The sequence below is a fragment of the Allobosea sp. 47.2.35 genome (genome assembly GCF_024655635.1).
Taxonomy (GTDB): domain Bacteria; phylum Pseudomonadota; class Alphaproteobacteria; order Rhizobiales; family Beijerinckiaceae; genus Allobosea.
The window spans coordinates 23,733-38,141 of record NZ_JANLGI010000015.1 but is presented as its reverse complement, the minus strand read 5'-3'; the positions used below and the strand labels follow the sequence as shown (position 1 = coordinate 38,141).

Genomic DNA, 14,409 nt, shown 5'->3' with positions numbered 1-14,409 from the left:
CGCTTAACCCCACCCGCTCTAGGCTGCCGTTAAGGCAGTCAGGAGGCGGACCGTGAACAGCCAGCAGCTCACCGCGGCGACGCAGTCCTTCTACGATCGCGCGGTCGCGGCCGCCGCCGTCGGCGCCTGGGAATGCAATCTCGCCAACGAAACCCTGAGCTGGACCGACGGCGTCTACGATCTGTTCGGCCTGAAGCGCAGCTCCGGCATCTACCGCAACGCCATCCTCGATCTCTATGAGGAGCGCTCGCGCCGCGAGATGAACCAGCTGCGCAGCAAGGCGATCAGCACCGGCCAGGGCTTCGCGCTGGATTGCCGGATCAAGGCGGCCAATGGCGACAAGCGCTGGATGCGCCTGATCGTCGGTGTCGGCCATGAGCATGGCCGGCCGATCCGCATCTTCGGCTCGAAGCAGGACGTCACGGCCGAGAAGGGGCTGTGGACCGAAACCGCCTCGCTGGTGCGAACCATCGGATCAACGAATCTCGCGGCGCGCCGCAGCTTCACCGACGCGCTCCGACAATTCCGGCACGAACGCGACCGCGAACCCGAGCGCTTCGCGCTTGCCATCTTCGAGATCGATCGGTTCGCGACGCTCGTCGAGAATTACGGCCGCCCCGCGGGCGAGGACGTGATCCGCAATTTCGGCGAGCGGCTGCGCCGGCTCTTTCCCGATGCGCTGGCCATCGACCAGACCGGCCCCGGCGCCTTCGCCCTCCTGCTGCGCATGCCCGGCGACAAGGGCTATCTCGCCTCGATGCTCTCCGGCACGCGCAAACTGCTGTGCCGGCCGATGCCGCGCGGCAATCACGTCATCGATTTCACGCTCTCGATCGGAGCGGCCCTGCTGACGCCGGAGGGCTATCGCGAGCAGAATGAGATCTTCACGGAAGCCGAAGCCGCGCTCCAGATCGCCGGCATGGCCGGCGGCGACTGCGTCCGCGTCTTCGACGGGCCGGTGGCCACCGTCAGCCGGGCCGCGCTCGCCGGCTGACAGCGCCGAAGCGCTCCCCCTGCCCGGTCAGGCTGCCTGTCCGCGCGCTAATGCCTTGAGCTTGGCGCCAACCTCCGCAATCGCCTGAATCGCCGGCACGTATTCGCGGCCAAGCGGCGTCAATGCGTATTCCACCGAGGGCGGCGAGCCCGGCAGCACCTTCCGCATGACGACGCCCTTGGCCTCCAGGCCGCGCAGCCGGGCGCTCAGCATCTTGGCCGAGATCGCGGGGATGTCGCGGCGCAGCTCGCCGAACCGGCGGGGACCGCCGCTCAGAAACCAGACGACATTCGGCGTCCAAGCTCCGCCGAGCACCAGCATGCAGGTGCCGACATCGCAGGTTTCCGGTGGTTCTGGCGAGCGATTCCTACGAATTTTCAATGCCATGCGGGAAACCTCCGGTAACCGGGAGGATACCGGAAAATGAGGTTACAACAAGTAATAAGGTATACAAAGGTTATCGCTGAGATCTAACCATGGCGCATCACCGATCCACGGAGATGAACCGTCATGAAGCTCTATTTCGCACCCGGCGCCTGCTCGCTCTCGCCCCATATCGCGCTCCGCGAGGCTGGCCTGCCCTTTACCCTCGAACAGGTCGACATCTTCACCGGCAAGACCGCCGGCGGCGAGGACTTCGCTGCGATCAATCCCAAGGGCTACGTTCCCGCACTGAAGCTGGAGGACGGCAGCGTCCTCACCGAAGGCGCCGCGATCGTCCAGTACATCGCCGACCTCGCCCCGTCCGTCGGCCTCGCTCCACTGCCCGCGACGCTGGAACGGGCGCGGCTGCAGGAATGGCTCAATTTCCTCGCGAGCGAGTTGCACAAGGCGTTTTCGCCCCTGTTTCGGCCCGGGACGAGCGAGGCTGGGCGGCAGGAGGCCCGAGCAGCCATCGCACGGCGCCTCGGCCATATCGAGACGGAGCTCGCCGACGGACGCAGCTATCTGCTCGGAGACGCCTTCAGCGTCGCCGATATCTATCTCTTCGTCATCGCGGGCTGGGCCGAAGGCAAGGACATCCCTCTGTCGGCCTGGCCTCGCCTGACAGCCCTGCTGGAGCGCGTCGCGAGCAGGGACAGCGTGCGGGAAGCGCTGAATGCCGAACGCCTCGCCGCCTGATGCTGGGCACCGCCCCATGAACGCGCCATTCGCCCCGATCGAGGCCCTGCTCGGCCAGTATTTCGACGGCCTCCATCGCAGCGACGCGGCCCTGCTGGGCCGCGTCTTCCACCCGCAGGCGATCTACGCCTGCGCCAGCGACGGACAGCTGACCCACATGACGATGGACGCCTATCTGCCGATGGTGGCCGCCCGCCCCTCTCCGGCCAGCCGCCAGGAAAAGCGGCACGACCGGATCGTCTCGATCGCCTTCGCCGGGCCGATCACGGCGCTCGCCCGTGTGGAATGCGCCATCGGAGAAAAGCAGTTCACCGATCTGCTCAGCCTCGTCCAGCTCGATGGCGAGTGGCGCATCGTCGCCAAGGTTTTCCATTTCGATCTCGCCCCCGCCGCCTGACGAGAGCGGCGGCTGAACGCAGGCCAGCGGGCTCGGTCACAACACTGTCGCAGGGGAAGCTCTAGAAGAAAGCGATCGATCGAGACCTCACCTGTGGCCGGGACCGGCCCGGCCTTGCCGGGGCGGTGGCGGCCGCGCCGCAAGCCTCGCCGGTGCATCAGCACCGGCCGCGCCGGGAATCTCCGATGCAGATCGACATCTTCTCGCAAGTCATCGTGCCAGTGATCGGCGGCCTGGGCATCTTCATGCTCGGGTTGGAATTCATGAGCAACGGCATCCAGTCGCTCGCCGTCAACAAGATGCGGGCCCTGCTCGCGCGGATCGCCGGCACCCCGTCCAAGGGTGTGCTCGCCGGCACCTTCATCACCGGCGTCATCCAGTCCTCGACCGCGATGACCGTGATGGTCGTCGGCCTCGTCAATGCCGGCGTCATCGGCCTCAGGCCGGCGATCAGCGTGATCATGGGCGCCAATATCGGCACGACGCTGGGCAACGGCCTGATCGCGCTGCCGCTCGGGCCGCTCGGGCTGCTGCTCGCCGGCATCTTCGCGCTGGTCCACATCTTCGCCAAGACGGACAAGATCAAGAACATCGCTCTCGCCTGCATGGGCTTCGCGCTGATCTTCTACGGCCTGAACCTGATGACCGGCGGCCTGCGCCCCCTGCGCAATATGCCGGAGGTGATGAGCGTTATCTCGGCGCTCAAGGCCGATACCTATCTCAACCTGATCTATTGCGTGCTGATCGCCGCCGGCATCACGGCGATGATCCACTCCTCCTCGGCCACCATCGGCATCGTCATGGGCCTCGGCGCCGCCGGCATCCTCGACTGGAAGACCGCCGTCGCCTTCTCGCTCGGCGCCGATCTCGGCACCACGATCACCTCCTGGATGGCCTCGCTCAACCTGTCGAAGAACGCCAAGCGCGCGGCCTACGCCCATATCTCCTTCAACATCATCGGCGTGATGGTGACGATACCGCTCTTCTTCGTCTCGATGGAGGTGCTGACCTGGGCGATGCAGTGGTTCGGCGGCGATCCGGGCGTTCCCGTGATCAAGGACGGTAAGGAGACCTTCCCGCTCGTTCCGGTCGCGGTCGGCCTCTACTCGACCTTCTTCAACATCTTCAACACGCTGCTGCTCTTCCCCTTCGTCGGCGTGTTCGAGCGCGTACTGTCGCGGGTCGGCGCGACCTCGGCCGAGGATATCGAGGACTATTCGCAGCCGCGCTATCTGGTGAAGGCGCATGACCATGCGCAGGCCGTGCAGGCGATCCAGCGCGAGACCGGCCGCTATCTCGAGGCCGCCCGGCTCTTCGTCGACATCGCACGCGGCAAGCCTGACGCCCCGGACAAGATCGAGGAGCATTATGCCGCGATCGACATCCTCAACCGCGACATCCGCGCCTATACCTCCGGCATGTTCACGCCCGAGATGCCCTATGCCCGGGCCGATCTCGTCGCCAGCCTGATCGAGGAAGAGGATTTCACCGCAAGCCTCGGCGAGACGCTCTACCAGATCGCCCGCCGCATCGAGCGCCAGCCCTTCGGCGAGCAGGGTCGAAAGCTCGTCGACACGGTGCTCGACAAGGTCTCCGAGACGCTCGCCACCATCGTCCCGATCGGACAGGAGCGGGCGCCGGCAACCGGCATGGCCGAAGCGCGCAATGCCGAGCTCCTCGCCCTGCGCGAGCGCTGCCTGCGCCTCGGCTCGGAACTGCCCTGGGTCGAGCGCGGCGCGATCCTCGCCCTGCTCGGCAGCGCCGAACGCGCCTTCTTCCTGATCGAGCGCATCGACGCCGAGCGCCGCTCGGTCTCACGCGAGATCGCGACAGTGCCGGCCGGCGCGAAAGCCGGAGAAGCAAGCCTCGGCGAACTGGCGATCGCAGCCGTTCCGGCCTGAGCCGACATCGACACCACAAACGCGAAAGCCGCCCCATCGGGCGGCTTTCTTGCGTCAGAGAAGCTTGGTGAAGACGATCTGCCCGTCGAGGCCCCGGCCCATGTCGCGCCAGCCATGGCGGACATAGAAGCGCTCGGCCCGCGTGCCCGCCCCGGTTTCGAGCCAGGCCTGGGCATGGCCCGCGGCCTTCAAGCCAGCGAGCGCGGCATCGATTAGAGCGCGGCCATGGCCCCGCCCCTCCTGCGCCGGATCGATGAAAAGGGCCCAGATTAGGCCGGTCTGATGGTTGGCGCAGGCGAAGCCCGCGATCTCGCCCGCCTCTTCCGCGACAACGAAGATCGCCTGCTCGCGATACCAGGCGACATCCTCGTCCGTGACCTTCGTGGGGTCGCTCAGGATGTTCTCGCGCACGCTCATCCGGATGGCGCGGATGCGCGGCTCATCCGCCGCCACCGCCTTGCGGATCAGCCTTGCCTTGTCAGTCGTCACGAACGCTCTCCATCGCTACGGCAGGCGTGATGCCCGCCGCCGCGATGGAACGCAACTACTCCGCGGCCTGCAGGCGATAGGCTGACGTGTCGTAGTTGAGGATCGGCGCCAACCAGCGCTCGACCTCCTCGATCGTCATGCCCTTACGCTCGGCATAATCCTCGACCTGATCGCGCTCGACCTTGGCGACACCGAAGTAATAGGCCTCCGGGTGCGCGAAATAGAGCCCGGAGACCGAGGAGCCCGGCCACATCGCGTAGCTCTCGGTCAGCTTCACGCCGACGCGGCGTTCGGCTTCGAGCAGCCGGAAGAGCGTCTCCTTCTCGGTATGGTCGGGCTGGGCCGGATAGCCCGGCGCCGGGCGAATGCCCTGGTATTCCTCGCGGATCAGGTCCTCGTTGGTGAAGGCTTCGTCCGGCGCATAGCCCCAGAATTCCTTGCGGACGAGCTGGTGCATCCGCTCGGCGAAGGCTTCGGCGAAACGGTCCGCCAGCGCCTTCACCATGATCGAGCGGTAATCATCGTTGTCGCGCGCGAACTTCTCGGAAATGCGCTCCTCCTCGGCCCCCGCCGTGACGGCGAAGGCGCCGATATAGTCGGGCGCCACGCCTTCCGGCGCGACGAAATCGGACAGGCACATGTTCGGCTTGCCGTCGCGCTTCGAGAGCTGCTGGCGTAGGCCGTGGAAGGTCGCGAGCTGTTCGTGCCGGCTCTCGCCGGTATAGAGGCGGATATCGTCGCCGACGGCATTGGCCGGCCAGAAGCCGATCACCGCCTTCGGGTTGAACCAGCGCTCCTCGACGACGCGCTTCAGCATCGCCTGCGCATCGTCCCAGAGCGCGCGCGCCGCCTCGCCCTGCTTCTCGTCCTGCAGGATCGCCGGGAAGCGGCCCTTCAATTCCCAGGTCTGGAAGAACGGCGTCCAGTCGATCACCGGCACGAGATCGGCGATGTCATAGGTGCGGAAGGTCCGCGTGCCCAGGAAGCTCGGCTTCGGCGGCACATAATTCGCCCAATCCGTCTTGAAGGCATTGGCGCGGGCCTTGGCCAGCGGCAGGCGCTGCTTGTCGGCTTCCGAGCGGCGATGCGCCTCGGCGACCTTGGCATATTCCGCCTGCACGCCTGCGACATAACCCGGCTTCTGCTCCGACGAGAGCAGGCTGGAGACGACGCCGACGGCGCGCGAGGCGTCGTTCACATGCACCGCCTGGCCCTTCTCATAGGCCGGATGGATCTTCACCGCGGTATGCACGCGGCTCGTCGTCGCCCCGCCGATCAGCAGCGGAATGTCGAAGCCCTCGCGCTCCATCTCGGAGGCGACCGTCACCATCTCGTCGAGCGAGGGCGTGATCAGCCCTGAGAGGCCGATGATGTCGACCTTCTCCCGGCGCGCCGTCTCCAGGATCTTCTGGGTCGGCACCATCACGCCGAGGTCGATCACCTCGTAATTGTTGCATTGGAGTACGACGCCGACGATGTTCTTGCCGATATCGTGGACATCGCCCTTCACCGTCGCCATCAGCACCTTGCCGGCGGCCGAGCGCTCGGAACCGCCGTTCAGACGCTTCTCCTCCTCCATATAGGGCATGAGATAGGCGACGGCCTGCTTCATCACGCGGGCGGACTTCACCACCTGCGGCAGGAACATCTTGCCCGAGCCGAACAGGTCGCCGACCACGTTCATGCCGGCCATCAGCGGTCCCTCGATGACGTGCAGCGGCTTGGCGGCGTTGAGGCGCGCCTCTTCCGTGTCGACATCGATGAACTCGGTGATCCCGGCGACGAGAGCATGCTCCAGCCGCTTCTCGACCGGCAGTTCGCGCCAGGCGAGGTCCTTGCCCGAAGCCGCGACCGAACCATCGCCCTTGAAGCGTGGCGCGGCCTCCAGCAAGCGCTCGGTCGAATCCTTGCGGCGGTTGAGGACGACATCCTCGCAGAGCTCGCGCAATTCGGGATCGAGATCGTCATAGGAGCCGAGCTGGCCGGCATTGACGATGCCCATGTCCATCCCCGCCTTGATGGCGTGGTAGAGGAAAACCGAGTGCATGGCTTCGCGCACCTTCTCGTTGCCGCGGAACGAGAAGGACAGGTTCGAGACGCCGCCCGAGATATGGGCATGCGGCAGGGTCTCGCGGATCGCCCGCGTCGCGTCGATGAAGTCGTTGCCGTAGTTGTCGTGCTCCTCGATGCCCGTCGCCACCGCGAAGATGTTCGGATCGAAGATGATGTCCTCGGGCGGGAAGCCGATCGTCTCGGTCAGCAGCTTGTAGGCCCGCGTGCAGATCTCGATCTTGCGCTGGAACGTGTCGGCCTGCCCGACCTCATCGAAGGCCATGACGACCACCGCCGCGCCATATTGCCGGCAGATGCGCGCCTGCTCGAGGAAAGCCTCCTCGCCCTCCTTCATCGAGATCGAGTTGACGATCGGCTTGCCCTGGATGGTCTTGAGGCCGGCTTCGATCACCGGGAATTTCGACGAATCGACCATGATCGGCACGCGGCTGATATCCGGCTCCGAGGCGATCAGGTTGCAGAACTCGGTCATCGCCTTCTCGGAATCGAGCAGGCCTTCATCCATGTTGATGTCGATGACCTGCGCGCCGTTGGCGACCTGATCGCGCGCCACGTCGAGCGCGGCGGCATAATCACCAGCCGTGATCAGCTTCCGGAACTTGGCCGAGCCGGTGACGTTCGTGCGCTCGCCGACATTGACGAAGGGGATGGTCTCGTCGAGCGTGAACGGCTCCAGCCCCGCAAGCCTGAGCCAGGGCTTCACCTCGGGAATCTGGCGCGGTGCCTTGCCGGCGACCGCCTCGGCAATGGCGCGGATATGGTCGGGCGTGGTGCCGCAGCAGCCGCCGACCATGTTGACGAAGCCTGCATCGGTGAACTCGGCCAGCATCTTGGCCGTCGCCTCGGGTCGTTCGTCATAGAGGCCGAATTCGTTGGGCAGGCCGGCATTCGGATAGGCGCAGACCAGCGTGTCGGCGATGCGCGACATGTCCTTGATATGCGCCCGCATCTCGCGCGCGCCGAGCGCGCAATTGAGGCCGATGGTCAGCGGGGCTGCATGGCGCACCGCGTTCCAGAAGGCCTCGACCGTCTGGCCCGAGAGCGTGCGGCCCGAGAGATCGGTGATCGTGCCGGAGATCATCACCGGCAGGCGGATGCCCTTCTCGCGATAGACCTGCTCGATCGCGACGATCGCCGCCTTGGCGTTCAGCGTGTCGAAGATCGTCTCGATCAGCAGCAGCTCGGACCCGCCATCGATCAGACCCCTGACCTGCTCGGCATAGGAATCGCGCACCTGATCGAAACTCACGGCGCGGAAGCCGGGATTGTTGACGTCGGGCGAGATCGAGAGCGTGCGGTTGGTCGGTCCGATCGCCCCGGCGACGAAGCGGCGCCGCCCGTCTTCCTTCTCGGCGATCATCGCTGCCTCGCGGGCGAGCCGCGAGCATTCGACGTTCAGCTCATAGACGATCGCCTCCATGCCGTAATCGGCCTGGGCGATCGAAGTGCCCGAGAAGGTGTTGGTCTCGACGATATCGGCGCCCGCCCGGAAATAGGCGAGATGGATGTCGCGCAGCGCCTCGGGCTGGGTCAGGGCGATGATGTCGTTATTGCCCTTGAGGTCGTGGTTGAAGCCCTTGAAGCGCTCGCCGCGGAAATCGGCTTCCGAGAGTTTCAGGTTCTGGATCTGCGTGCCCATCGCGCCGTCGAGCACGAGGATGCGCTCGCGCGCGGCCTGGCGCAGCGAGCGCTCGATCTCGGCGCCGTCGACGGGGGCGGGAATGAAGTCGGACATAGGCTTACTCCGCCGCCACGGCCTGCGCCGCCGGCTTCTCGGGCTTGAGGCCGACGAGATGGCAGATGGCATAGACGAGGTCGGCCTTGTTCATCGTGTAGAAATGCAGGTCGGTGGCGCCGCGATCGATCAGGTCGAGCACCTGCTCGGCACAGACGGCGGCGGCGACGAGGCGGCGCGTGGCGGCGTCGTCCTCCAGCCCCTCGAACCGATCGGCCAGCCATTGCGGCACGCTGGCGCCGGTCTTGCGGGCGAAATTCGCGGTCTGCTTGAAGTTCTGGACGGGCACGATGCCGGGCAGGATCGGAATCTCGATGCCCTTGGCGCGCACCTTGTCGAGATAGCGGAAATAGACGTCGTTATCGAAGAAGAACTGGGTGATCGCCCGCGTCGCGCCGGCATCGACCTTCTTCTTGAGCGCGTCGATATCGGCATCGAGCGAGGCTGCCTCCGGGTGCTTCTCCGGATAGGCCGAGACCGTCACCTCGAAATCGCCGATCCGCTTCAGGCCGGCCACGAGGTCCGAGGTCTGGTGATAGCCGTCCGGGTGCGGCTCGTAGGCCGTGCCGAGCCCGCCGGCCGGATCGCCGCGCAGCGCCACGACATGGCGCACCCCGGCATCCCAATAGGAGCGGATGACCTCGTCGACCTCGGCCTTCGAGGCCGAAACACAGGTGAGGTGCGCGGCCGGGCTCAGGCGCGTCTCGTCGACCATGCGCTTGACGGTGGCGTGAGTGCGCTCGCGGGTCGAGCCACCGGCGCCATAGGTCACCGAGACGAAGCTGGGTCCGAGCGGCTCAAGCCGGCGCACGCTGTCCCACAGCGCGACCTCCATCTCCTCCGTCTTCGGCGGGAAGAATTCGAAGGAGACGCGCGGGCGGCGCGAGCCATGGCGGCTGGGGCGGAAAGCATTCATCACGCAACCTCGAGATTGATCGTGCGGGCCGGCGGATCGGCCTGGACGCGCCGGTCGCGGCCACGCCAGAGCATGACCGGGAGCTGGCCCGAGCCGCCATCGGCCAAGGTGACTTCGCGGGAAAGATCGCAGGACAGACCGGCCTCGGCGAACCAGGCGGCGATCTGCTGGCGGGAGAAGCCGAGCCGGCGATGCGCATGCTCGGTCCGCAGGAATTCCATGTCGTGCGGCGCGAAATCGACGACGATCAGGCGCCCGCCGGGCGCCAGCATCGCGGCGGCCTCGCGCACGGCCCGGCCGGGATCGTCGAGGAAATGCAGCACCTGATGGATCACGACGAGATCGAAGGAGCCGCGCGCGAAGGGCAACGCGTAGATGTCGCCCTGCCGCAGCTCGACCCGCGAAAGCCCCGCCTGCTCCAGATTGGCCCGCGCCACCGCCAGCATGGCATGGTTGGCATCGACCCCGACGGCGCGGCCGAATTTCGGCGCGATCCGCTCCAGCATCCGCCCCGTGCCGGTGCCGAGATCGAGCATGGCGCCGGGCGTACCCTCGCCCACCGCCTCCTCGACCGCAGCCTCGACGGCATGATCGGGCACATGCAGGCCGCGCAAACGGTCCCAGTCGCGCGCGACGCTGGCGAAATAGTTTTGCGCAGCCTCGGCCCGCGTCGCGCGTACCGCCGCGAGACGCTCGCGATCGGCGGCGAGCACCGGATCGCTCAGGTCGAGCCAGGCGGCGAGCGACGCGGCAAAGGCGCCGCCCGGCCCGGTCTCGTCGAGCCGGAAGAAAGCCCAAGCCCCTTCGCGCGAGCGCCGGACCAGCCCGGCCTCTGCGAGCAGCTTGAGATGGCGCGAGATGCGCGGCTGCGACTGGCCGAGAATGTCGGTGAGATCGGAGACCGAGAGCTCGCCCTCGGAGAGCAGCGCAAGGATGCGCAGCCGCGTCTCCTCGCCGGCAGCCCGGAGGCCCGCAAGAAGCACATCGGAAGACAATGTCGTCGGCTGCCGCACGCGCTAGCGTCCCCTGTCGAGAAGGAAAAAGATATAAAGATATCTTTATATCGAACACACCGTTCGTGCAAGCGGATTGTCGTGCGGAAGATAGGACGCCGCGCGCCTTTCGCGGGAGAAGTCGGGAGCTACATGCCGCTATGACGTTTGGCTGCGGAGCGAACTCTGCAATATCCACCAGCGGCCCATCGTGGATGCATCGCAGAATTGCTGTCGCGCAGACCAGACCCTGCGTGCGCATTGCTTGTTGTGCGGCTAAACCAAGTGGCTATAACAGTGCCAATAAACTCGGACCCGGTGAAATTCCGGGTGGCTCTTCCGGCCGCCGATCCGCCGGACAACGCTATGACGGACAATATTTAAGCCTCGGACAGTTCCGGGCATCCGTTGTCGCGCGCCCCAGCCCTTTTCCGGCAGCGGGCCTCGAAGGCTTCATTTTCTCATATGGCAACGTCTCATCTGCGGAGCGAATGGGCTCCGAACGTCACGCGAGAGCTCCTCGCCGGCACCGTCGTCGCACTCGCCCTTATCCCGGAGGCCATCGCCTTCTCGATCATCGCCGGCGTCGATCCGAAGGTCGGACTCTACGCCTCGTTCTGCATCGCCGTCATCACGGCCATCACTGGCGGCCGCCCTGCAATGATCTCGGCCGCAACCGGCGCGATGGCGCTGGTCATGACCACGCTTGTGAAGGAACACGGCCTCGACTACCTGCTGGCGGCAACACTGCTGACCGGCCTCTTCCAGATCATCGCCAGCATCCTGAAGCTCGGAAACCTGATGCGCTTCGTCTCGCGCTCGGTCGTGACCGGCTTCGTCAATGCGCTCGCCATCCTGATCTTCCTGGCACAAATGCCCGAATTTCTCGGTCGCGGCCCCATCGTCTACGCCATGACAGCGGTTGGCCTCGCGATCATCTATCTGCTGCCGCGATTGACCAAGGCCGTGCCGTCACCACTGGTCACCATCGTTCTGATGACGGCGATCTCGATGTATTTCGGTTTCGGCATCCGCACCGTCGGCGACATGGGCGCGCTTCCGACCGAACTGCCCTTCTTCGCGCTGCCGCAGGTGCCACTGACCTTCGAGACGCTGAAGATCATCACGCCCTATGCGTTGACGCTTGCCATGGTGGGCCTGCTCGAAAGCCTGATGACAGCGGCCATCGTCGACGAGATGACCGATACCACGTCCAACAAGAACCGCGAATGCGCTGGTCAAGGCCTCGCCAACATCGCTGCCGGGTGCTTTGGCGGCATGGCCGGCTGCGCGATGATCGGGCAGTCGGTCATCAATGTCTCGTCAGGTGGTCGCGGTCGCCTCTCGACCTTCTGGGCCGGCGGCTTCCTGCTGTTCTTGATCGTCGCACTCGGTCCGTACGTCGCCCAGATTCCCATGGCAGCACTCGTCGCGGTGATGATCATGGTCTCAATCAACACCTTCCAATGGCGCTCGCTGAGGACCCTGCTCATCCATCCGAAGAGCTCCAGCTTTGTCATGCTTGGCACGGTCGCGGTCGTGGTCGCCACGCATGACCTCGCCAAGGGCGTGCTCTTCGGCGTCGTGTTGAGTGGGCTATTCTTCGCCCACAAGGTCACGCGCTTCTTCGCGGTCTCCTCGGAGCGTGCGGGCGAGAAGCGGATCTACCGCGTCAGCGGACAGATCTTTTTCGCCACAGCCGAGGCCTTCCATGGCGCCTTCGACTTCCGCGAGGAGGAGGTCAGGAACGTCGTCATAGACCTCAGCGCGGCACATTTCTGGGACATTACGGCGATCAACGCGCTCGACCGCGTCGTGTTGAAGTTCCGGCACCACGATATTGTCGTCGAGGTCGTCGGCATGAACCAGGCCACCGCGACCATGGTCGAGCGCCTCGCGGTTCACGACAAAGAACGACCGACGCTCACTGCAGGGCATTGATCTCGAAAAGGCGAAGTCGCCACTCGCGGTAGCTTCACCGTGAATGGCCGGCAGCTGACTCTTGGGAACATCCCTTGTGTCGGCTCACGCCCCATGACGACCTCTTAGCAGGTGCCCGATCATTCTCGTCGAGCCCGATGCTGAAACAGAAGGCCAAATCGCCAGGCGTCGAAGCGGAGCAGACCCCCAGATACCGTGCGCAGAGCCGGGCAGCGCGAGGTCGTCGCTGCTCGACATCATCGACATCGCAACGACATCGGCACGCAGCCGTCGACTGCGAACGCCGCAAGGCTCCGCGCATCCCCCGGATGCTCCAGCCCGAAACCCCGCAGGCCAGGCCTGGACGGGGCTTTCGGCACGCATCCTATCGCGTCAAGAGCCATCGCGCCGGACACACGGCGACAACGCCGATCCGGTCGTCATTGTCAGGCGCGCGCTCGCCAGCGCCCCGCCGCGCGCGGCAGGCGAGCCCTCCGGCAAACAGAACGGTCTCAGAGCACTTTCAGATCGCCCGCGGCCGTCTTGCCGCGTTCGGTCTTCAACTCGAACGAAACCTTCTGCCCCTCCGTCAGCGTCATCATGCCGGCCTCTTTCACGGCCGTGATGTGCACGAACACATCCTTGCCGCCTTCCGCCGGTTGAATGAAGCCGAACCCCTTCTCAGTGTTGAACCATTTCACGGTTCCGGTCGCCATCGCCACATCCCTCGAAGCCAACGCGTCTCACTCACACCGGCACTGAACGCATGGCTCCTATGCCGGCAAGGTAAGGATTGACCGAAAACCGGTCCTTGTCGAGATGAAAGGACAGGCAGGCGGCACCTGAGCCTCTCAAGATTTTGTCAACGCGATCCGTGTCTTGGCGCCAATGCGAGAAGAGCCGCCCAGATCGGCTTTCACTTTTCCCGACGCAGCGACCTAGCGTCCCTGCGCGTCAAGATTGCCGTGTTCTTTCCACCTCAACCGCAAGCCGATGATTTTGGTCTCACTTGCCGCGAGCATCATCTTGGCAAAATGGCTCCACGACAGAAAACGCCGGACGGCGTCATAGCATCGACTGCGCCCCCGGGTTCTCGCCGGCCGCATCGAGCAGGGCGAGAGGCGGACCCGCCCGGCGCGATCCTTGCAGGCCCTCTGGTGCCGGAAGCCGCCAGCCGATACAGGCCTCGCCATGTCCTCAACCGCCGCCCCTGTCATGCCGCAGCAGCACCGCTTTTACGAAGACCTCCTCGCCCTGCCGCTGGGCACGCTGATGATCAGCTTCGGCATCGTCCTGTTCGCCAAGGCGACGCTGCTGACCGGCGGCGCGGCCGGGCTCGCCCTCCTGCTGCAATTCGGCACGGGGGCGGATTTCAGCCTGCTCTTCTTCGTCATCAACCTGCCGTTCTACTGGCTCGCCTTCCGGCGGATGGGCCTGCCCTTCACGTTGCGTACCTTCGCCGCCGTCGGCCTCGTCTCGGTCTTCGTCTGGGCGACGCCGGGCTGGTTCCGCATCGAGGCGGTGGCGCCGCTCTATGCGGCGATCGCCGGAGGCGTCGCTATGGGGCTCGGCCTGCTGGCGCTGGCGCGCCACCGCACCGCGATCGGCGGGGTCAACATCCTCGCGCTCTACCTGCAGGAGCGCCATGGCCTGCGCGCCGGCTGGGTCCAGCTCGGCATCGACGCGGCGATCTTCGCCGCCGCCCTCTTCGTGCTGCCGCCCGACAAGGTCGCGCTCTCGCTCCTCGGCACGCTCGTGCTCAACGCCATCCTCGGCATGAACCACAAGCCCGGCCGCTACATGGCGGTGTCCTGACGAGAGGCCTTCCGCGCCGCGTAACGGTTGCGCCCTGCCCGCCAGCATGCGAGCA

At 65.7% G+C, this 14,409-nt stretch carries 12 protein-coding genes and 1 other annotated feature; of the genes, 6 read left to right on the top strand and 6 right to left on the bottom strand.

Going from position 1 to position 14,409, the window contains the following annotated elements; translation table 11 throughout:
- The first annotated feature begins 52 nt into the window (after positions 1 to 52).
- Positions 53 to 994, top strand: a complete 942-nt coding sequence (locus NUV79_RS17895) for a sensor domain-containing diguanylate cyclase (RefSeq protein WP_257734461.1) — start codon at positions 53 to 55, stop codon at positions 992 to 994.
- A gap of 27 nt (positions 995 to 1,021) precedes the next feature.
- Here NUV79_RS17895 and NUV79_RS17890 read toward each other — a convergent pair whose 3' ends face one another.
- Positions 1,022 to 1,315: a winged helix-turn-helix transcriptional regulator gene (locus tag NUV79_RS17890; protein WP_257734460.1), complete on the bottom strand. Its 294-nt coding sequence runs from the start codon at positions 1,313 to 1,315 to the stop codon at positions 1,022 to 1,024.
- Positions 1,316 to 1,504: 189 nt separating this feature from the next.
- Here NUV79_RS17890 and gstA point away from each other — a divergent pair, with 189 nt between their 5' ends.
- The 3 genes from gstA (at position 1,505) to NUV79_RS17875 (ending at position 4,414) form a co-directional block, all read left to right on the top strand.
- Complete coding sequence (gstA, locus tag NUV79_RS17885) at positions 1,505 to 2,116, top strand: glutathione transferase GstA (protein ID WP_257734459.1); 612 nt, start codon at positions 1,505 to 1,507, stop codon at positions 2,114 to 2,116.
- A gap of 16 nt (positions 2,117 to 2,132) precedes the next feature.
- Positions 2,133 to 2,513, top strand: coding sequence for a nuclear transport factor 2 family protein (locus tag NUV79_RS17880; RefSeq protein WP_257734458.1), 381 nt, complete (start codon positions 2,133 to 2,135; stop codon positions 2,511 to 2,513).
- Between the two features lie 185 nt (positions 2,514 to 2,698).
- Positions 2,699 to 4,414 (top strand): Na/Pi cotransporter family protein, encoded by a 1,716-nt coding sequence (locus tag NUV79_RS17875; RefSeq protein WP_257734457.1) that lies wholly within the window; start codon positions 2,699 to 2,701, stop codon positions 4,412 to 4,414.
- A gap of 54 nt (positions 4,415 to 4,468) precedes the next feature.
- Here NUV79_RS17875 and NUV79_RS17870 read toward each other — a convergent pair whose 3' ends face one another.
- From NUV79_RS17870 to NUV79_RS17855, 4 genes are read right to left on the bottom strand one after another with little or no spacing between them, the layout of a single operon-like run.
- Complete coding sequence (locus NUV79_RS17870) at positions 4,469 to 4,903, bottom strand: GNAT family N-acetyltransferase (RefSeq protein WP_257734456.1); 435 nt, start codon at positions 4,901 to 4,903, stop codon at positions 4,469 to 4,471.
- Between the two features lie 55 nt (positions 4,904 to 4,958).
- On the bottom strand, positions 4,959 to 8,711 hold the full coding sequence (gene metH / locus NUV79_RS17865) for a methionine synthase (protein WP_257734455.1): 3,753 nt from the start codon (positions 8,709 to 8,711) through the stop codon (positions 4,959 to 4,961).
- Between the two features lie 4 nt (positions 8,712 to 8,715).
- On the bottom strand, positions 8,716 to 9,627 hold the full coding sequence (gene metF / locus NUV79_RS17860) for a methylenetetrahydrofolate reductase [NAD(P)H] (RefSeq protein ID WP_257734454.1): 912 nt from the start codon (positions 9,625 to 9,627) through the stop codon (positions 8,716 to 8,718).
- Positions 9,627 to 10,640, bottom strand: a complete 1,014-nt coding sequence (locus tag NUV79_RS17855) for an ArsR/SmtB family transcription factor (protein ID WP_257734453.1) — start codon at positions 10,638 to 10,640, stop codon at positions 9,627 to 9,629. Before NUV79_RS17855 ends, metF begins: the two co-directional genes overlap by 1 nt.
- 287 nt (positions 10,641 to 10,927) lie before the next feature.
- Positions 10,928 to 10,983, top strand: a sequence feature (sul1 is cis-regulatory element that is thought to sense ions involved in sulfur or methionine metabolism; They are found in Alphaproteobacteria).
- A 101-nt stretch (positions 10,984 to 11,084) separates the two neighbouring features.
- On the opposite strand from NUV79_RS17855, the gene NUV79_RS17850 reads away from it, so the two are divergent.
- Entirely contained in the window at positions 11,085 to 12,560 is a 1,476-nt protein-coding gene (locus tag NUV79_RS17850) for a SulP family inorganic anion transporter (RefSeq protein ID WP_257734452.1), read from the top strand.
- 491 nt (positions 12,561 to 13,051) lie between these two features.
- Here NUV79_RS17850 and NUV79_RS17845 read toward each other — a convergent pair whose 3' ends face one another.
- A complete protein-coding gene (locus NUV79_RS17845; RefSeq protein WP_047581917.1) occupies positions 13,052 to 13,255 on the bottom strand; it encodes a cold-shock protein in 204 nt (67 codons plus the stop codon).
- Positions 13,256 to 13,730: 475 nt separating this feature from the next.
- Here NUV79_RS17845 and NUV79_RS17840 point away from each other — a divergent pair, with 475 nt between their 5' ends.
- Entirely contained in the window at positions 13,731 to 14,354 is a 624-nt protein-coding gene (locus tag NUV79_RS17840) for a YitT family protein (protein WP_257734451.1), read from the top strand.
- Positions 14,355 to 14,409 lie beyond the last annotated feature (55 nt).